The organism is Streptomyces sp. NPDC033966 (assembly GCF_055575955.1).
On sequence record NZ_JBVIRQ010000012.1, the window covers coordinates 180985 to 198105 of the forward strand.

Genomic DNA, 17121 nt, shown 5'->3' on the forward strand with positions numbered 1-17121 from the left:
CGGACAGGGCCTAGCTGCGCTGCGGCCAGGCGAAGCCGAGGGACTCGGCGAGCTCCCGGCTCCCGCCGGTCACCCTGGCGTACGTCTTCGGGTCGGTGGACTCCAGCCGGGCCAGCGCCGCTTCGGCCTGTGCCTCGGGCGGGCGGCCGTCGTCGGGGAGCTGCCATTCGAACATCAGGCTGGGGGCGGGGTCCTCTCCCCGTACCGGCTGGGCGGCCGGGGCGGGCCGGTGGCCGAAGGCCACGGTCACCGTGTCCGGGTCCTGCCATCCCGTGGTGGCCCGGATCCAGCCGAGGCCCCAGCGGGTCCGCAGCTCCGGCCGTTCCCGCAGGCCCGCCGTGATCCGCCGGGCGGTGCTGCGGGCCGGCCAGGACCACGACTCGTCGGCCCGGGCGCGCCGGACCTCGGCCTCGTAGGCGGCGGCGTCGAAGCGCAGTTCGGGCGGGGGCGGTCCGGTCGCCCCGCGCCAGCCGTCCCAGACGACCTCGTCCCCGTCGCGGCGGACGGTCACGTACAGGGCGCCGCAGCACCCCTCGGTGCAGTCCGCCTCGGCGAGCTGCACCTCGTGCGGTTCGGGGCCGGCGAGCAGTGCGCCGTTGTCGAGCAGGTGTTCGGGCTGGTGGGCCGGGCCGTGGGGGAAGAGGGCCGGTACGAGGGGGCGGCCGTCGATCAGGATCCGCGTCTCGACGGCGGGGCGGGTGGCGGGGTCGCCGGCGACGACCTCGATGCGCAGGGGCGCGTGCGGTGCGCGGTGGTGGAAGGGGCGGGTGCGGTTGCGGGCGAGCCAGGCGGTGCGCCGGTCCCGGGGCCCGGGCGGGGGCCGGGTGCCCAGGTGCTGTCGGAGGAGGGCGAGCAGCTCCTCCCGTTCGCCGGCCGGCCAGTCGAGCAGTGCGCCGGTGCCGCTGTGCAGGTCCTGGATGAGGGAGAGCAGGAGGGCCTGGTGGTCGAGGTCCGGGGCGGGGCGGCCCGCCCGCGCCGCCACCGTGCGGTACGCCTGGACCGCCGGGCCGTAGTCGAGGAGGTCGGCGCGGGCGTTGTACTGGGCCGCCATGGCGTGCAGCAGCAACCCGGCGGCGGTGATCAGGGCGGTGTCGTCGGGGTGGGCGCGCAGGAGGGCGTCGAGGCGGGCGGCCTCGGCGATCCGGCGGGACTGCCGGCGGCTGGTGGTGGCCCAGTCGGGTGAGGTGACGAGGGCGACGAGTGCGTCCCGTACGGCCCGGTCGTCGGCGGACCCGGCAGCGGCGGAGGCCGCGCCGATCAGCGGGGTCAGGGCGTGGTCGCGGTTGCGGTGGGCCAGGTGCAGCACGGCGGCCGCCTGCCGGTCGAGGGGGTCGAGTGCGGCCGCGGCCGGGCTGCCCAGTCCGCGCAGCAGTCCGAGGGCCTTGAGGCAGGGCACGTCCTCGGGTTCCCCGAGGCGGATCAGGAGTGCGATGCCGACGCCGACGGCGCCGGGTGCGGTGCCGCTGCGGGTCAGCCGGCGGGCGGTGGCCCGGGCGGCGGCCTCGTCGGTCAGCGGGAGGCGGGTGGCCACCGCGCGGACGGTGCGCTCGGGCAGCCGGAGCCCGTCGACCGCCCGGTGCACGGCGTCGGCGGCCCGGACGGGGTCCGGGTCGGCCAGCGGGCCGGCGAGGGCGGCGGTGACTTCCTCCCGTGCCTGGTCCCAGGTGAGGCGGGGGCGGGAAGGGGGCGGGTCCGGCGGGCTTTCCGGCAGGGGGTGGCCGCGGTGCGGGAAGGCGGCGCCGGCGGGTTCGGCGCCCTGGCGGAACAGGGCGTAGTCGTACAGGGAGGTTCCGGGGGTGAGCGGCGTCCGCTCGTCGCGGGCGCTCACCGGGCGGGGTGGGACTCGATTCCGTAGGTCATGCCGGCAGCCTGCCAGCGGTGGTCACGGGCCGTCCAGTGGTTTTCACGGGGCGCAGTCGTTTGGGGGCCCGGGGTGGGTTCCGGGGGCCTCGAAAATTGGCACGGGAAAGTTTTGAAACGGACAAATGGGGTACTCCTGCGGTTTCCGCAATCCGGAACGTCCATCTCGGCGCCTCCCGAACGGTGGATGGGTTCCGGAGTGAACCTTGTATTACCAGTTCACGAACGCCTTGGATCTTCGCAATCCAAGGAATTTAGTCCTGTGAATTACCGGACTTAAATCTTCCGGATCAGGAAACCGCAGCATCTACCGTCCTGTCCCATGACACAGCTGGACACGCGGCCTCAGGTCGGAGACACGGTAAGCGGCGTCGCCGAGGGCGGCGCCGGGACCTCGGCCGGAACCTCGGCCGACGTCCGGGGCAAGGGCCTCGGCAAGGGCTCCGTCGGCCTGCTGGGCAGCGCCGTCATCGGCGTCTCCACCGTCGCCCCCGTCTACTGCCTGACCTCCACCCTCGGCTCCACCGCCGGCGAGGTCGGCGTCCAGATGCCGGCGGTCTTCCTGGCCGGCTTCCTCCCGATGCTCCTGGTGGCCTTCGCCTACCGCGAGCTCAACAAGGCCATGCCGGACTGCGGCACCTCGTTCACCTGGACCGTCAAGGCCTTCGGTCCGCGGATCGGCTGGATGTGCGGCTGGGGCCTGGTGATCGCCACGATCATCGTGCTGTCCAACCTCGCGGGCGTCGCCACCTCCTACTTCTGGCTGCTGGCCGGCGAGATCACCGGAAACCAGTCGATCGCCGCCCTCGACGACAACAAGCTCGTCCACATCGCCACCTGCCTGACGCTGATCGCCGTCGCGACCGCCATCAGCTACCGCGGCATGACCGCCACCAAGGGCGTCCAGTACACCCTCGTCGGCCTCCAGCTCGTCGTCCTCGCGGTCTTCGTCGCCATGGCCCTCCAGAAGGCCTCCGCCGGCACCTTCGACACCGGCATCGACTTCACCTGGCAGTGGATGAACCCCTTCGCGGTCGAGTCCATGGGCGCCTTCACCGCAGGACTCTCCCTCTCGATCTTCATGTACTGGGGCTGGGACGCCTGCCTGGCCACCAACGAGGAGACCACCGGCTCCGCCAAGACCCCCGGCCGCGCCTCCCTCATCGCCATGGTCGTCCTCGTCGGCTCCTACCTGGCCACCGGCATCGCCGCCCAGATGGCCGTGGGCTCCGGCGGCCAGGGCCTCGGCCTCGGCAACGAGGAGACCTCCGGCAACGTCTTCGCCGCCCTCGCCGGCCCCGTCATGGGCCCCGCCCTCGGCATCCTGCTCTTCGTCGCGGTCCTGGCCTCCGCCGCCGCCTCCCTGCAGACCACCTTCATCCCGGTGGCGCGCACCGTGCTGGCCATGTCCGCCTACGAGGCCCTGCCGCCCTCGTACGCCAAGGTCCACCCCAAGTTCAAGACCCCCGGCCGCGCCACCGTCATGGCGGGCATCGCGACCGGCGCGTTCTACACCGTGATGACCCTGGTCAGCGAGAACGTCCTCACCGACACGATCTTCGCGCTCGGCCTGATGATCTGCTTCTACTACTCCCTGACCGCCTTCGCCTGCACCTGGTACTTCCGCGGCGACCTGCGCCGCTCCGCCCGCGACCTGTTCTTCAAGGGCGTCTTCCCCGTCCTGGGCGGCCTGCTGCTCGCCGCGGTCTTCTTCAAGACCCTGGCGGACGCGTGGGACCCCTCCTACGGCTCCGGGTCCGACGTCCTCGGCGTCGGCAGCGTCTTCGTCATCGGCGTCGGACTGCTCGCCCTCGGGCTGGTCGTCATGTTCGTCACCGAACGCCGCAGCCCCGCCTTCTTCCGCGGCGAGGTCCTGACGAAGTCCACCCCTGCCCTGGTGGTGGAGGACTGACCGCCTGACCCCCTCCTCCCGCCGTCTTCCCGCTGTGTCATGGCCCGCGGCCCCGGACCGGTCCCCCGATCCGGGGCCGCCGGCGTGCGCGGGCCCGGGTCATCCGATGCGCGGAACAGCGGAGGCGGGCGGTGACCCGGGATGCGGGGGGTCGTTGGGCGGGGCATGAAGGCAATGAAGCGCACCCTCACCGCCCTGGCCCTCACCGGCGGGGCCGCACTCGCACTCACCCCCCTGACCGCCCACGCCGCCGGAGGGGGCGACGGCGCAACCCTCGGAGGCCAGCCCCCGGTCAAGCGCGTCGTCGGCATCGTCGACCACCCCGGCCAGGCCGTGCAGGACACCCGGACCGCCGTGGCCATCACCGGCGCGGCCGTCGGCAGCGCGGCCAACTCCACCAACAGCTCCCTCGCGGGCGCCGGCAGCGCCGTGGACGCCGGGGTCCCGCACGCCCCGAAGGTGAAGGGGTAGCCCGGCGGCTCCCTCAGCCGGACGGGGTGACCAGGACCAGCGGGATCTCCGAGGGGTTGGGGCTGTCGGTCACCGGCTCGGCGGTCATGAGGCCACCGCTTCGGCGACGCCCGCGTGGACCGCGTGCAGGGTCGGGGCCGTGACCTCGTCCATGACGGCCTCGGCGAAGCCGGCCGGGGTGATCCGGCCGTCGGCGTCGGCGGGGGCGTACGCGTAGCCGCCGTGCGGGGTGGCGTCGTGGTCGAAGTCCCCGGCCGGGGACAGCACCGCCCAGTCCAGGGCCTCGGGCGCGGCGGCCCGCAACGCCTCGGTGCCGGCGCCGTGCCCGACGTAGAACTCCCGCCACTCCTGCGGGTACCCGGCGGTGTCCATCAGCAGGGTCCCGTCCGCCGTGGGCAGTACGGAGGCCAGCCCGACGGACACCAGCCGCCGCACCCCCGCCCGCGGCAGGCCCGCCGCCATCGCCCGCGCCACGCCCGGGAAGAACTCCCCGGGCGCCGCCTGGGCGTCGTACACCGACACCACCGCCGCGTCGTGCCCCGCCGCGAGCCGCGCCACGTCCGCCGCCGAGGTCACCTCCCCGTCGGCCCGCCCCACCGCCGTCACCTCGACCCCCCGCGCCCGCGCCGCCGCGACCACCGCCCGGCCGACGCGGCCGGCGGCACCGAAGACGATCAGGCGGGTGGGGGCGGTGGCGTGCCCGTCGGCGGTCCGGGGCTGGATCTGGGTCTGGTTCTCGTTCGCGTTCGTCATGGCTGCGAGCGTAGGGAAAGGGGTGGTTACCGATTGGATACCGGCCTACCGTGGCGATCATGACGCAACCGCCCCTGGACCCCGAGATGTTCGACCCCGTCTGCCCCTCGACGCTGGTGCCGTTCCGCGTCGGTGACAAGTGGGCGCCGTTGATCCTGCGCTGTCTGGAAGACGGCCCGCGCCGCTTCTCGGAGCTCAAGGTCCCCCTGCGGGGGATCACCGCCAAGTCCCTGACGCAGTCCCTGCGGGGGCTGGAGCGCGACGGCTTCGTCGTGCGCGAGGAACCCGGCGGCTACGCCCTCACCGTGCTCGGCCACGGCCTGCTGGGGCCGTTGGACGCGGCGTGCGCGTGGACGCGGGAGCACTGGGACGAGCTCATCGACGCCCGGGAAGCGGGACTGACGGCCCGGGCGTCAGACGCTCAGCCCCAGGTGCGGGAGCACAGCACGAGCCGGTAGCCGTCGGGGTCGGCGAACGTGACGCCGTACTCGTCCCAGTACGGGTTGTGCGAGGGGACCCGGGTCCCGCCGCAGTCGACGAGCCGGCGCACGAGTTCCTCGTCGGGGGCCTCGCCGAGGTAGACGACGAACAGGTCGTCCACGGTGGGGGACGGCTCGATCGGGTTGTCGGGGTCGAGGGTCAGCTCGAAGTGCCACCCGCCCCCGGCCGGCCCGACCATGAGGAGGTCGTGCTCCCCGGGCGTACGCTCGGTGCTCCGCCACAGGATGTCGAGCCCGAGCCCGTCGACGTAGAACCGCTCGGCGGCCCCCAGATCGCGGGAGGGGCGGGCAACTCGGACGTGGGTCTGTGAGTTGATCATGCCCGGAGCGTAGGACCCGGACGCGGCACGCCCGGAGGTGGGGTACGCACACGGCCGCCCCGGCAGGGCACCGCCCCCGGTACCCCGCGCATAATCGGGCGGGTGATCAAGCCTGGGACCGTTCGTACCGCCCGGCTCGACCTGCTCCCGCTGCGGGTCGAGGACGCCGAGGAGATGGCCGTTGTGCTGGGCGACCCCGCCCTGCACGCCTTCATCGGCGGCGAGCCGGAGACCGTCGAGGAGCTGCGCGCCCGTTACGTGCGGTGGGCCGCCGGCTCGCCGGATCCGGCCGTCTCCTGGTGCAACTGGGTGGTGCGGCTGCGTGCGGAGGGCTGCCTCGTCGGCACCGTTCAGGCGACGGTCGGCGGGGGCACCGCCGAGGTGTCCTGGGTGGTGGGAACCCCTTGGCAGGGCCGGGGCATTGCCGCCGAGGCCGCCAGGGGGCTCGTCGCCTGGTTGCGGGAGCGCGAGGCGGGGACGGTCGTCGCGCACGTCCACCCCGACCACGGGGCGTCGGCCGCCGTCGCCGCCGCAGCCGGCCTCGTCCCCACCGGGCAGTGGCAGGACGGCGAGGTCCGGTGGGAGGGGGCTTAGGGGGTGTCTGGTGGATCAGGCAGGGCCCTGGGCCCGCTCGGCGGCGCTGCGTTCGACGCAGAACTCGTTGCCCGACGGGTCGGTCATGGTCACCCAGCCCGTGCCGTCCGGGTTGCGGTGGTCGCCGGAGACGGTGGCGCCGAGGCCGGCCAGGCGTTCCACCTCCTCGTCGCGGGTGCGGTCCTGCGGCTGGATGTCCAGGTGGAGCCGGTTCTTCGCCGTCTTGCCCTCGGGCACCCGGATGAACAGCAGCCCGGCGCCGGGGGTCTCGACCAGCACCTCGGGGTCGCCGGGCTGGTCGCCCTCGCCGAGTTTGCCGTCGAGGGCGGCGATCCAGAACTGCGCCAGGGCGTAGGGGTCGGAGCAGTCGAAGGTCACGTGTCGTACGAGAGATGCCATGGCGGCACTATCGATCAGGCTCCGACCCCTGTCCATCGAGTTGTCGCGAGGACGTCACCTCCGGCCGCGTGAGGACGGTGGCGTTTCCCGATTCCCTACGGCGCCTGTTCGGGCTTCGTGTGGAGGATCTCGCGGGCCTGGTCGGCGGCGCGGACGATGCTCTCGGAGACGAAGTCGACGAAGCGGCCGATGTTCTCCAGGCGGTTGGCGGCGGGGGTGTCGCGGCCGAGGACGTTGACGCCCTTGCGCGCGGTCTCGGCCAGCAGGGCCGTGGACCGGGCGCTGGCGATCATCGAGTCGTACCAGACGTCGTCGTCGACGATGTAGCGCTCGCGGCGGCGTTCGTCGCGTTCCCGGCGGATGAGGCCCTGGCTTTCGAGCAGCGCGACCGCCTTGGAGATCGACCCCGGGCTGACCTGGAGGCGCTGGACGAGTTCGGATGCGGTGAGGGTGCCGGAGTCGGCGATGTAGAGGCAGACGAGGACCTTGGCCGTCATCTTGGGCAGGCCCGACTGGATCAGGACGGTCGTGAACATCTCCTCGTACTCGCGCACCGCCTCCGGGTCGCGGCCGTGGCCGGGCGCGGGGGCCTGGGCGCCCCGGGGCGCGGCCTGCTTGCGGCGGTGGGTGCGGTGTTCGGTGGCGCGTTGGGCGAGGTCGGCGCGGTATCCGGCGGGGCCGCCGTTGCGCATGACCTCGCGGGTGACCGTCGAGGTGGGACGGTCGAGGCGCCTGGCGATCTCTGCGTAGGCGAGGCCGTCGGCCACCCCCAGTGCGATCTGCTGGCGTTCCTGCGGGGTGAGCCTGCCTCCCGGCATGTGCGGTCTCCTTTGCGCTGCTTGCGTGCTTCCTGTACCGCCTGTGGCTCCAGCGTAGCGTTCAAATCCGATCTGTTGCAACGAACGCATAGCTGTCGTTGCGTTAGATTTAGGCGTGGTGCAACGATCTCACAGCTCTGACCAGCAGGGATAGGGATTCCTCGCAACGAAGTTGTTGCTCGGTCTTTGAACGCGACGTAGCGTTCAGGTCGTTGGAAACAGCGAGCAACGAACTGAAGGAAGAAAAACCATGCAGAACTTCGCCACCACCACCGCGATCGCCACCCTCCTCGACGTCCCCGCCGGGAACATCCGCTTCATCGCCACCGACCGCGCCGACACCACCGTCGAGATCCTCCCGGCCAACGCCGGCAAGAGCCGCGACGTGAAGGCCGCCGAGGAGACCACCGTCGACCTCCGCGACGGCGTCCTGCGCATCAGCACCCCGCAGAAGAACGAGGCGTTCGGCGCCTCCGGCTCCGTCCGGGTCACCGTCCAGCTCCCCGCCGGGTCCAGCATCGAGGCGAAGACGGCGTCGTCCGAGTTCACCACCACCGGCCGCCTCGGTGACGTGTCCCTGGAGAGCGCCCACGGCACCGTCAAGCTCGACGAGGCCGCCCGCGTCCGCCTCACCCTCGCCGCCGGCGACATCACGGTCGGCCGCCTGACCGGCTCCGCCGACATCCGCACCCAGAAGGGCGACCTGACCATCGCCGAGGCCACCGGCGGCACCGTCACCCTGCGCACCGAGCACGGCAACATCACCGTCGGCGCCGCCCGGGGCGTCTCCGCCTCCCTCGACGCCGGCACCTCCTACGGCCGGATCAGCAACGCCCTCCAGAACACCGGCGAAGGCGACACCCTCACCATCCACGCCACCACCGCCTACGGCGACATCACCGCCCGCACCGCCTGAGCCCCCGCCCACCCCGCACCGCACCGAACCGCACGCCCGACACCCCGAGGAGCACACCACCATGTCCGCCATCACGCCGAACGACCGCCCGCAGCTCCAGAAGGCCGTGGAGGAGATCGCCGCATCCGGCAGCTGGGCCGGGGTACAGGTGCGCATCAACGACCCGCGCGGCGAATGGGCCGCCTCCGCCGGCACCGCCGAACTCGGCGGGAACACCGCTCCGCCGACCGACGGCCACTTCCGGATCGGCAGCAACACCAAGACCTTCACCGCGACCCTCGTCCTCCAGCTGGTCGCCGACGGCCTGATAGCCCTCGACGGCCCCGTGGACGACCACCTCCCCGAGTACGGGCTCGACCGCCGGATCACCGTCCGGATGCTGCTCCAGCACACCAGCGGCCTCTTCGCCCACACCGGCGAGTACTACGAGGACGGCACCATCGCCCCGGGCATCGACTGGGAGGGCCAGGCGTGGGTGGACAAGCTCTTCCACACCTACGAGCCCGAGGAGCTCGTCCGCTTCTCCCTCTCCAAGCCCGCCCGCTTCGAGCCGGGGACGGACTGGAGCTACTCCAACACCAACTACGTCCTCCTGCGCCTCCTGGTCGAGAAGGTCGTCGGCCGCCCCTTCGCCGAGGAGATGCAGGAGCGGCTCCTGACCCCGCTGGGCCTGACCGGAACCAGCGTCCCGGACGCCTCGCCCGAGCTCCCCGAGCCCCACGCCCACGGCTACTACACGTACCAGGACGGCGAGGAGTGGAAGACCGTCGACGTCACCCGCGCCAACCCCTCCTGGATCTCCGCCGCCGGCGACATGATCTCCACCACCCGGGACCTGCACACCTTCTTCTCCGCCCTGATGAGCGGCAAGCTCCTGCCCGCCCCGCTGCTCGACGAGATGCGCTCGCCCCACACCAAGTTCGCCTACGGCCTCGGCCTGATCGTCCAGGAGACCGAGCACGGCACGCTCTACACGCACAACGGCGGCTTCTGGGGCTGGGGCGCCCTGATGTTCAGCTCCCCCGACGGCCGGACCACCCTCACCGCCTCGCTCACCACGGGCGACGCGCGGCTCGACCTCGCGAAGACGGCCGAGGCCTTCACGGCGGTCCAGCAGTCCCTGCTCGCCGAGGCGTTCGGCGCCTGAGCGCCGGGAAAAGCAGGTGCGGCGGCCCTCAGGGGCCGCCTAGCTTGAGCTGGATGAGCAGCGACTATCCATTCGCGGACGGGTACAACCTCGTCTGGGACCTGACCGGATTCGGTGACGCGGACGAAGAGATAGTCGAGTCCGTCTCCCTCACCCGGGACCAGTTCCTCAAGATCCGGCACCTCTTCGTGCTGGGCGACGACCCCTGGATGGTGTCCGGCGAGTACCGCGTGGCGCCGAGCATCTGGACACACGTACGCGGCGCCGTGCCGGGTGTCCGGTTCCAGCGCGATGCCGACTACTTCCTCGGCGCCCGTCAGGCCCTGCCTGACGGGCGCTTCTGGCGTCCGGCCCCGGGCGTGGCGGCGCCGGGACCGATCCCGCCGCCCTAGCGGGTGACCCCGCCGAGGAACGCGGTCCAGGTGGCGGGGCTGACCGCCAGCTCCGGGCTCGCGGTGAGCTTCGAGTCCCGGACGTGGACGGTGTCGGCGCAGGCGGCGACCTCGACGCAGTCGTCGCCCTGGCTGCCGCTGTAGGTGGACTTCTGCCAGGAGAGGGCGACCTCGACGCAGCTGTCGCCCTCGCTACCGCTGTAGCTGCTCTTGAACCACCGGAGCTGGGAGCTGTTCACAGGGATCCTCGCAATCGCATCAACAGGCCCGCACTGTCCGTGGGATTGAGGGCCTGGATGCGAAGTTTGGCATACCGCTGGTGGAGCATGCTGATGTCTTTCGGGTCGGACAGGACCTGGCCCGACTGCTGGCCTTCGCTGTAGCCCCACCACTCGTTTTCCTGGGTTTCGAGGAGCCGGAAGGGGCCGTCGGTGCCCGAGTGTTCCGGGCTGACCGTCGGCATGAGCTGAATGTCGACGTTGGGGAGCCGGGAGCATTCCAACAGGTGGTCGATCAGCCCACGGGAAACCTCCGGGCCCCCCGTCTGCCGTTCGATCACCGTCTGCTCGATGATGAAGCTGAAGGACGCGTAGGGGGTTCGAGTGAGCAGCTTCTGTCGCTCCAGGCGTCGGGCTATCCGGTCCTCCGCTTCCTGGGCCGTAGGCATGGGCGGCACGTTCTGGATCTGCGCCCGCGCGTAGGCCTCGGTCTGCAACAGTCCCGGAACCACCCTGCACTCATACGTATTGAGCGCGACCGCCGTCTCTTCCAGCTCCGCCCACCGCCTGAACCACGAGGCCAGCCCACGCCTCCGCGTCATCTGCCTCGCCGCGATCTGGATGACCCCGAAGGTGTTCAGCACCTCCTCCGCCTTGTTCACGAACTTCACGGACGGATGTCGGCGGCCCTGCTCCACGGAAGCCACGTACTGCACCGAGTACCCGACCCGTGGACCGAACTGCTCCTGGGTCAGATCGGCCCGTTTGCGGGATGCCTTGAGCATGTCCCCGAAGTTCTTCAGGTCGGGGTCGGGCTCCACCTTCTCGTCACCGTTGCCGCCCTCGCCAGCCGTCATCACGGTCACCTCCCGATTACTCATGCTCACGGTCGGTGACTACGCTTGTCCAGTCACTGGACTACTACTCTTCATCAGTAGTAGTCCACGTGCTGGGAACTCCCCTGCCTCCACGGGACGTTATAGCCATGACCGCACCCTCCGGCCACCCCCAGGCCTTCGTACGCGTGTTCACTCAGCGTTTCAGCTGCACCCCCCGTGGCGCCCGCCTCGCCCGGCAGCTGGCCCTCGTCTCCCTGCACGACTGGGGTGTCCCCGAAGGCACCGCGCTCTCCGCCGACGCCGGGCTCCTCGTCGCGGAGCTCGCCTCCAACGCCGTCACCCACGGCCGGGTCATCGGGCGGGACTTCGAGCTGCGGATGACGCTGCTGGAGGGTGTGCTCCGGCTGGAGGTGTCCGACCCCCGCCGTGACCGGCGACCCGCAGTGCGGCCCCACGCGTACCAGGCGGAGTCCGGGTACGGGCTGCGCATCGTCGACGCCCTCGCGACCGACTGGGGGGTCATGGACCGGATCATCGGCAAGACCGTCTGGGCGGAGCTGGCCCGGTAGGGGCGTTGTCACACGCCCCGGCTACCTTGCACAGGCAACGGGACACGAGCAAGGAGCGGCCATGGTCGTCGAGGTGGGGTACGCGCAGGCGTGGGACCTGGAGGCCCGCGGGCCCTGGCGGCCCCTGTCCGCCGGGGAGGCCCGGGAGCGGGATGACGCCGGGCTGCCGTACGTGGTGGTGTACCGGGCGGCGGGGCGGGAGGCGCCGCTGGAGGTCCGGCTCGTCTCCTGGCGGGACCACTACGTCGGGCTGTGGGTCTACGACGACCAGGGCCGCCGTACCTTCGACCTGGACATGCGGCTGCTGGACGACCCGCAGCGGCTGTTTCGCCGGTACTCCGTCGGCTGGTACTACACCGGCCCGGAGATGGCCGAGTTCGACCCGAAGTGCCCGCGCGTCATCGTGGACCTCTTCCCGGACGGGAGGGGGCGGCGGACGGAGGAGCCCCGGGGGTACTCCACCACCGCCACCCTCCGCGAAGACGAGCGCTGGACGGACCGGCCCGCCTTCGGGGAGTGGCCGCTGCTCTCGGCGCAGGTGCACGGGTTCGCGGAGCCGCCGGTGTTCGAGGCCGCAGAGGTCGTCGAGGGCGGTGCCGGCGAGGCCCCCGCCACCTGCTGGCGGCCGCCGCGTCCCGCGCAGCCCGGCCGGATCGGTGAGCTGTTCCGGCCCGGGGTGCGGGTCACCGACGGGTACCACCCCGAGCAGACGGTCGTGGAGCCGCGCCGCGTCGGCAGCCTGCGCGTGCCGAGCGGGCTGCTGGCCGTGTCCGGCCCCGACAACTGCGACGAGGGTCCGGCGATCACCGTTCCCGTCCCGCCCGGGGAGTACGTGCTCGACGAGGCGCGGGTCCGTTACAGCTACCACTGCGAGTGGCGGGACAAGGAGGTGACGACCACGGCCCCCACCGCCGTCCGCCTGCTCGTCAGCGAAACCCCCGCCGTGTCCTGGGAGATGGCCCTCGGGGCGGACGACGACCTCCGGCTGTTCATCGAGAAGCAGATAGCCGGCTTCGACACCGACGGCGCCACGGGCTGCTTCGCCGACGCCGGGTCCTTCGAGGCCCTCCTCTCGCTCTTCGAGCGGGGGCTGATCAAGGGGGAGCCGGATCTCGACGGGTACGAGGACCTCGACGACGGTTCCATGTTCATGCAGCGGACCTGGGACACGGCCACCGGCGGCGAGCTGATGGCCTTCGCGACGAGCGGGGACGGCACCTACCCCGTGTGGGTCGGGCGTTGCGGGGCCGGCGACGTGGTGGCGGTCGTGGTGCTGACCGAGGGCATGCCCGAGATCCTCCCGGAGCGGGACGGGGACACCGCCGGTGCCTGAAGGGACGTACGTGACCTTCGAGGAGTCCTGGCAGGTGGCGTCCCGTACCGGCGGGCGGCGGCTGTCCGCCGGCGAGGCGCGGGCGCGGGACGCGGCCGGGCTCCCGTACGCGGTGGTCTACCGCGCCCCGGGCCGTGAAGTGCCGCTCGGGGTGCGGGTGGTGGCGTGGCGGGCCGGCTGCGTCGACGCCTGGGCGTACGACGAGCACGGGCGCCGGACCGCCGAGGCGGAGCTGCGGCTGCGGGACGACGCGGGGCGGCTGCTGGTCCGGCGGCTGCTCGTGCGGCGGTACCCGGACGCGCGGACGGCGGAGTACGCGGTGGACTGCCCCCGGACGGCGGTGGAGCTGTCCGCCGACGGCACGGCCCGGATCTCGCACCAGCCCGGGGGGATGCGGGGCGAGTCCCTGGAGGCCGAGGTGGCGGTGGCCGACGGGGACCTGTGGACGGTGCGGCCGGGCTTCGACGACTGGCCGGGGCTGCCCGTCGCGGACTCGCTCCCGGACTGGGTCGGCGCGCCGCCGGCCGTGGAGGCGGCCGGCTGGCGGCGGGAGCCCTCGCGGCTGCGCGGGCCCGCCGACTTCGACCGGGTGTTCCGGGCCGGGGCGGAGATCCCCGGGCTGAAGGTCCTCGACCCGGTGCCGTGCGGCAGCCTGCGCGTGCCGAGCGGGGTGCTGGCCGTGGCCTGCCCGGACACGGGGGAGGGACTGTCCCGGATCACGGTGGCCGTGCCGCCGGGCACGTACCCCGTCGAGGCGGCCTGGGTCGAGGTGCCGGAGGAGTACTGGGGGTCGTACGAGGAGGTGGCGGCCGTCCGGCTGCGGATCGGTGACGCCCCGGTGGCGGTGTGGGAGATGGCGCTCGGGCCGGGTGACGACACGCTCCGGCTCCGCGCCGGGGAGGCCTTCGGCTTCGGGACGGACGCGGCCACGGGCGCCTTCGGCGACGCCGAGGCGTGGGTGGACCTGCGGGACCTGCTGGAGCGGGCCCGGCGGGCGGGGTCCCCGGACCACGACCGCCTAGCGGATTCCGCCGCCGGGATGCACCTGGACGGCGGGAGCCTCGGTGCGGACCTGGCGGTCTTCTGCACCGGCGGAGACGGGGTCCACCCGGTGTGGGTGGGGCGTTCGGCATCCGGGGACGTGGTCCGGGTGGCCGTCCGGACGGCCTTCGGACTGGACCTCGACCCCTAGCCCGAGGCGGCGGACCGCGGCGGTGAGTCTTCCGCAGCGCGCAGTCCCTCGCGCCCCTCTCCGCCTGCCCACTCCCGTCGAGCCTTCGGGCCTGCCAGTGCGGCGAGGACGACCGTGGCGGCCACCACCTGCCAGGCCGCGCCGGCGCCGAGCACCGTCGACGTCCCGACCGCCGCGGCGAGGGGGCCCGCGAGGGCGAGCCCGAGCGGGCCGAGGGCGAAGGCGCCGAGCGTCCCGTACGCGCTCACCCGGGCCAGCGCCTCCGCCGGGACGTCGCGCTGCTGCATCGTCGCGTAGAGACTGCCGCACACGGTCGAGCCGAATCCGGCGGCCAGCGCCGCAGCGCAGATCCACCCCACCGGGGCGTGCCAGGCGAGCGCGGCGGAGGGCAGTACCCACCCGAGCGTCGCGACCGTGGCGACGACGAGCGGCCGACGCGGCTTACGGCGCAGCATCAGCAGCCCACCGGCCGTCGCCCCCGCGCCGTACACGGCCATCACCAGCCCCCACCCGCGGGCGCCGCCGAGCCGCTGCTCCGCGACGACGGGTCCGAGGACCAGGAACGGTGCCCACACCAGCAGGTTGAACAGGCCCATGTGCAGCGAGGTGACCCAGATCCACCGCTTGGCGGTGAACTCCGCCCAGCCATCGCGGAGTTCGGCGAGCAGTGAGGGCTCGGGGCGGCCGCCGGCGGCGGTGGCCCCGTCGGTGAGGGCGGGCAGTCCGCGCAGGGCGAGGAAGCTCACCGCGTAGCTGACGGCGTCCAGCGCAAGGACCCAGGACGGTCCGACCGAGGCGATCAGCAGGCCGGCGAGGACCGGCCCGGCCACCGTTGCGGCCGAACGGGCGGTCCCGAGCATGGAGTTGGCGTCCGCCAGGCCGCTGTCGTCGGTGAGCCGGGGAATCAGCGCGTCCAGCGACGGCATGAACAGCGCCTCGCCCACGCCCCACACCGCGACCAGGAGCACCACCGGCCACAGCCCCGGCCGGGCCGCCAGCACCACGGCGAGCACCGCCTGCACCAGGCACCGCCCGGCGTCGGTCGCCAGGATCACCCGTCGCCCGCCCAGCCGGTCCGCGACCACACCGCCGAGCAGCAGCAGCAGAACGATCGGCAGCACCCGGGCGGTCATCACGAGGCCGATTCCGGAGCCGCCCGCGCCGCCGTCCAGCAGGGCGAAGGTCACCGCGAGCGGCGCCATCGCGGAGCCCAGCAGGGACGCCGAGTAGCCGATCAGAAATCGGCGGAAATTCGAAGCCATGGGCGGCAGCGTGCCCTGCTGGAGCGATCCCCTGCAAGGAATTGGCGGGAGAAACCTGAGCCTAGCCGCATCAATTTTCTCCGAGGCCTGAGTTGCCGCAGTAAATCAGCTGTTTACTGCCGGAAGAGCGGCTGTTCACCGATGGTTGACCAAAACCTTCCGGTGTCGGTTTACTGCGACAGTGATTCCCGTTGAGTACGCCGTAGCCGTCGAGCGCTATCTCGCCGCCGCGCCGCTCGGAGAGGCGTCGCGCCGGGTGTACCGGATCGCGCTCACCACCTGGGCGTGGCTGCTGGTCGGCCGCCCGGTCCCGGTCGGTGGCGAGCGGCGGCGGGCCGTGCCGCCGGTGGTGGCGCTCGCGGCACTGGACGGACCGCAGGCGGCCGGACGGCTGGAGGCGGCGTTCGCGGCGCGATCGGCGGCCGTCGGCGCACGCACCGCCAACCGCGAGCTGTCCGCGCTGCGCAGCGCGCTCGGCTGGTGGCGGGCGCAGGGCTGGCTGACCGCCGACCTCGGGGCGGAGCCCGCCAGGCTGCCGACTCAGCGCCGCGACAAGGCGCAGACGGAGGCGGGATTCGGCGAGGCGGAGGCGAGGGCGGTGCTCGCGCTGCGCGCGCCGCTGCGGGAGAAGACGTTCTGGCGGCTGCTGTACGAGACCGGCGCGCCGATCGAGCGACTGCTGGCGCTGGACGTGGACGAGCTCGATCTGGTGGCGCGAAGGACGCGTCGCGGTTCGGCCGGGCCGGTGCTGCGCTGGCGTGGCGGGGCCGGGCGGCTACTGCCGCTGCTGGTGGCGGGCCGCATCGAGGGCCCCTTGTTCCTCACCGAACGCCGGGCCCCGGCCGGTACGCCGTCGGCCGACCGGTGCCCGCTCACCGGCCGCGCCCGGCTCTCCTACCGGCGCACGGCGGAACTCTTCACCGCCGCCACCCGCCCCCTCGATCCGGCCGGGCGCGGGTGGACCCTGCGGACCTTGCAACAGGCGGCGAAGGGCTAGGGCCTGTCCGGCGGGTGTCTCCACCGCCCCGCGACCGGCGCGCAGGGCGGCGGTGGCGGGGCGGTCCGGGTCGGCCGGGGTTGCGACTACGACTTCGGCAGGGCCGGGAGGGAGGGGAGCTTGCCCGGCTCGCTCTTCTGGAAGGTGTCCTGGCCGGCGCCCTCCCACGTGACCTTCAGGGTGGTGGCGTCGACCGAGTCGACCTTGCCCTTCGAACGGGTCGCGCCGGCCGGGCACTTCAGGTCCAGGGTCGAACCGCTGGCGGTGCCCTCGCAGGTCAGGCCGGAGGCGGCCTCGACCACGAACGCCTTCTGGCCCTTGACGGTGAGCACCACGCCCTTGCCCGGGGTCTGCATGGAGATCCAGCCGCCGTCCAGGCTGCCCGCGGCCGTGCCGCCGCCCGTGGCGGGGGAGGCGGCCGGGGTGGCCGCCGACGGGGCGGAGGCGGCGGTGTCCGGCTTCTTGTCGGCGGCGGGCTTGCTGTCGCTGCCGCAGGCGGTCAGGGTGAGGACGGCCGCGACTCCGGCTGCGGCGGCGACGGAGATACGCAGGTTGCTGTGCACGGGAAGTCCCCCAAGGGCGAGTCGGTCGAAAGACGGGCCAAGCTAGCAGCCGTCCGGGCAGGCGGC

Annotated in this window: 20 protein-coding genes; 11 read left to right on the forward strand and 9 right to left on the reverse strand. The window is 72.9% G+C overall.

Going from position 1 to position 17121, the window contains the following annotated elements; genetic code table 11:
• Positions 1-10: 10 nt before the first annotated feature.
• The gene (locus tag ACZ518_RS30060; RefSeq protein ID WP_469116160.1) at positions 11-1828 is read right to left on the reverse strand and encodes a hypothetical protein; all 1818 of its coding nucleotides are present in this window, start codon (positions 1826-1828) and stop codon (positions 11-13) included.
• Positions 1829-2182: 354 nt separating this feature from the next.
• On the opposite strand from ACZ518_RS30060, the gene ACZ518_RS30065 reads away from it, so the two are divergent.
• Positions 2183-3772 carry an APC family permease gene (locus ACZ518_RS30065; protein WP_469116161.1) on the forward strand — a complete coding sequence of 530 codons (1590 nt, stop codon included), beginning with the start codon at positions 2183-2185 and terminating at the stop codon, positions 3770-3772.
• 165 nt (positions 3773-3937) lie between these two features.
• Positions 3938-4243, forward strand: a complete 306-nt coding sequence (locus tag ACZ518_RS30070; protein WP_469116162.1) for a hypothetical protein — start codon at positions 3938-3940, stop codon at positions 4241-4243.
• Between the two features lie 84 nt (positions 4244-4327).
• On the opposite strand, the gene ACZ518_RS30075 is transcribed toward ACZ518_RS30070, so the two are convergent.
• Positions 4328-4996 carry an NAD(P)-dependent oxidoreductase gene (locus tag ACZ518_RS30075; protein WP_469116163.1) on the reverse strand — a complete coding sequence of 223 codons (669 nt, stop codon included), beginning with the start codon at positions 4994-4996 and terminating at the stop codon, positions 4328-4330.
• Between the two features lie 59 nt (positions 4997-5055).
• Between ACZ518_RS30075 and ACZ518_RS30080 the strand changes: the two genes are divergently transcribed.
• A complete protein-coding gene (locus ACZ518_RS30080; RefSeq protein ID WP_469116164.1) occupies positions 5056-5454 on the forward strand; it encodes a winged helix-turn-helix transcriptional regulator in 399 nt (132 codons plus the stop codon).
• Here the strand turns inward: ACZ518_RS30080 and ACZ518_RS30085 are convergent.
• Entirely contained in the window at positions 5418-5816 is a 399-nt protein-coding gene (locus ACZ518_RS30085) for a VOC family protein (RefSeq protein ID WP_469116165.1), read from the reverse strand. The two genes, ACZ518_RS30080 and ACZ518_RS30085, sit on opposite strands and share 37 nt — an antisense overlap.
• Before the next feature lie 102 nt (positions 5817-5918).
• On the opposite strand from ACZ518_RS30085, the gene ACZ518_RS30090 reads away from it, so the two are divergent.
• Positions 5919-6410, forward strand: coding sequence for a GNAT family N-acetyltransferase (locus tag ACZ518_RS30090; protein ID WP_469116166.1), 492 nt, complete (start codon positions 5919-5921; stop codon positions 6408-6410).
• Positions 6411-6425: 15 nt separating this feature from the next.
• On the opposite strand, the gene ACZ518_RS30095 is transcribed toward ACZ518_RS30090, so the two are convergent.
• Entirely contained in the window at positions 6426-6809 is a 384-nt protein-coding gene (locus tag ACZ518_RS30095) for a VOC family protein (RefSeq protein WP_469116167.1), read from the reverse strand.
• A 95-nt stretch (positions 6810-6904) separates the two neighbouring features.
• Positions 6905-7627 carry a helix-turn-helix domain-containing protein gene (locus ACZ518_RS30100; protein WP_469116168.1) on the reverse strand — a complete coding sequence of 241 codons (723 nt, stop codon included), beginning with the start codon at positions 7625-7627 and terminating at the stop codon, positions 6905-6907.
• 250 nt (positions 7628-7877) lie between these two features.
• Here ACZ518_RS30100 and ACZ518_RS30105 point away from each other — a divergent pair, with 250 nt between their 5' ends.
• The 3 genes from ACZ518_RS30105 to ACZ518_RS30115 all read left to right on the forward strand — a co-directional run bounded on the left by ACZ518_RS30105 (position 7878) and on the right by ACZ518_RS30115 (position 10082).
• The gene (locus ACZ518_RS30105; RefSeq protein ID WP_469116169.1) at positions 7878-8543 is read left to right on the forward strand and encodes a DUF4097 family beta strand repeat-containing protein; all 666 of its coding nucleotides are present in this window, start codon (positions 7878-7880) and stop codon (positions 8541-8543) included.
• A gap of 61 nt (positions 8544-8604) precedes the next feature.
• Positions 8605-9690 carry a serine hydrolase domain-containing protein gene (locus ACZ518_RS30110; RefSeq protein WP_469116170.1) on the forward strand — a complete coding sequence of 362 codons (1086 nt, stop codon included), beginning with the start codon at positions 8605-8607 and terminating at the stop codon, positions 9688-9690.
• Between the two features lie 53 nt (positions 9691-9743).
• Complete coding sequence (locus ACZ518_RS30115; protein WP_469116171.1) at positions 9744-10082, forward strand: hypothetical protein; 339 nt, start codon at positions 9744-9746, stop codon at positions 10080-10082.
• Here the strand turns inward: ACZ518_RS30115 and ACZ518_RS30120 are convergent.
• Both ACZ518_RS30120 and ACZ518_RS30125 read right to left on the reverse strand, forming a co-directional pair.
• Positions 10079-10321, reverse strand: a complete 243-nt coding sequence (locus ACZ518_RS30120; RefSeq protein ID WP_469116172.1) for a DUF397 domain-containing protein — start codon at positions 10319-10321, stop codon at positions 10079-10081. The genes ACZ518_RS30115 and ACZ518_RS30120 overlap by 4 nt on opposite strands.
• Positions 10318-11157, reverse strand: coding sequence for a helix-turn-helix domain-containing protein (locus ACZ518_RS30125; protein ID WP_469116229.1), 840 nt, complete (start codon positions 11155-11157; stop codon positions 10318-10320). Before ACZ518_RS30125 ends, ACZ518_RS30120 begins: the two co-directional genes overlap by 4 nt.
• Before the next feature lie 128 nt (positions 11158-11285).
• Here ACZ518_RS30125 and ACZ518_RS30130 point away from each other — a divergent pair, with 128 nt between their 5' ends.
• The 3 genes from ACZ518_RS30130 (at position 11286) to ACZ518_RS30140 (ending at position 14233) form a co-directional block, all read left to right on the forward strand.
• The gene (locus ACZ518_RS30130) at positions 11286-11708 is read left to right on the forward strand and encodes an ATP-binding protein (RefSeq protein WP_469116173.1); all 423 of its coding nucleotides are present in this window, start codon (positions 11286-11288) and stop codon (positions 11706-11708) included.
• Between the two features lie 61 nt (positions 11709-11769).
• Entirely contained in the window at positions 11770-13041 is a 1272-nt protein-coding gene (locus ACZ518_RS30135; RefSeq protein WP_469116174.1) for a DUF4241 domain-containing protein, read from the forward strand.
• Positions 13034-14233: a DUF4241 domain-containing protein gene (locus ACZ518_RS30140; protein WP_469116175.1), complete on the forward strand. Its 1200-nt coding sequence runs from the start codon at positions 13034-13036 to the stop codon at positions 14231-14233. The genes ACZ518_RS30135 and ACZ518_RS30140 overlap by 8 nt, the downstream gene beginning before the upstream one ends.
• Here ACZ518_RS30140 and ACZ518_RS30145 read toward each other — a convergent pair.
• Positions 14230-15495: an MFS transporter gene (locus ACZ518_RS30145; protein WP_469116176.1), complete on the reverse strand. Its 1266-nt coding sequence runs from the start codon at positions 15493-15495 to the stop codon at positions 14230-14232. The genes ACZ518_RS30140 and ACZ518_RS30145 overlap by 4 nt on opposite strands.
• Before the next feature lie 181 nt (positions 15496-15676).
• Here ACZ518_RS30145 and ACZ518_RS30150 point away from each other — a divergent pair, with 181 nt between their 5' ends.
• Entirely contained in the window at positions 15677-16492 is an 816-nt protein-coding gene (locus ACZ518_RS30150) for a hypothetical protein (RefSeq protein ID WP_469116177.1), read from the forward strand.
• 86 nt (positions 16493-16578) lie between these two features.
• On the opposite strand, the gene ACZ518_RS30155 is transcribed toward ACZ518_RS30150, so the two are convergent.
• Complete coding sequence (locus ACZ518_RS30155) at positions 16579-17055, reverse strand: hypothetical protein (RefSeq protein WP_469116178.1); 477 nt, start codon at positions 17053-17055, stop codon at positions 16579-16581.
• Positions 17056-17121 lie beyond the last annotated feature (66 nt).

Coding starts and splice junctions, on each gene's coding strand:
- ACZ518_RS30065 (WP_469116161.1), top strand. CDS start 2,183: ATGACACAGCTGGACACGCGGCCTCAGGTCGGAGACACGGTAAGCGGC.
- ACZ518_RS30070 (WP_469116162.1), top strand. CDS start 3,938: ATGAAGGCAATGAAGCGCACCCTCACCGCCCTGGCCCTCACCGGCGGG.
- ACZ518_RS30075 (WP_469116163.1), bottom strand. CDS start 4,996: ATGACGAACGCGAACGAGAACCAGACCCAGATCCAGCCCCGGACCGCC.
- ACZ518_RS30080 (WP_469116164.1), top strand. CDS start 5,056: ATGACGCAACCGCCCCTGGACCCCGAGATGTTCGACCCCGTCTGCCCC.
- ACZ518_RS30085 (WP_469116165.1), bottom strand. CDS start 5,816: ATGATCAACTCACAGACCCACGTCCGAGTTGCCCGCCCCTCCCGCGAT.
- ACZ518_RS30095 (WP_469116167.1), bottom strand. CDS start 6,809: ATGGCATCTCTCGTACGACACGTGACCTTCGACTGCTCCGACCCCTAC.
- ACZ518_RS30100 (WP_469116168.1), bottom strand. CDS start 7,627: ATGCCGGGAGGCAGGCTCACCCCGCAGGAACGCCAGCAGATCGCACTG.
- ACZ518_RS30105 (WP_469116169.1), top strand. CDS start 7,878: ATGCAGAACTTCGCCACCACCACCGCGATCGCCACCCTCCTCGACGTC.
- ACZ518_RS30110 (WP_469116170.1), top strand. CDS start 8,605: ATGTCCGCCATCACGCCGAACGACCGCCCGCAGCTCCAGAAGGCCGTG.
- ACZ518_RS30115 (WP_469116171.1), top strand. CDS start 9,744: ATGAGCAGCGACTATCCATTCGCGGACGGGTACAACCTCGTCTGGGAC.
- ACZ518_RS30125 (WP_469116229.1), bottom strand. CDS start 11,157: ATGACGGCTGGCGAGGGCGGCAACGGTGACGAGAAGGTGGAGCCCGAC.
- ACZ518_RS30130 (WP_469116173.1), top strand. CDS start 11,286: ATGACCGCACCCTCCGGCCACCCCCAGGCCTTCGTACGCGTGTTCACT.
- ACZ518_RS30135 (WP_469116174.1), top strand. CDS start 11,770: ATGGTCGTCGAGGTGGGGTACGCGCAGGCGTGGGACCTGGAGGCCCGC.
- ACZ518_RS30145 (WP_469116176.1), bottom strand. CDS start 15,495: ATGGCTTCGAATTTCCGCCGATTTCTGATCGGCTACTCGGCGTCCCTG.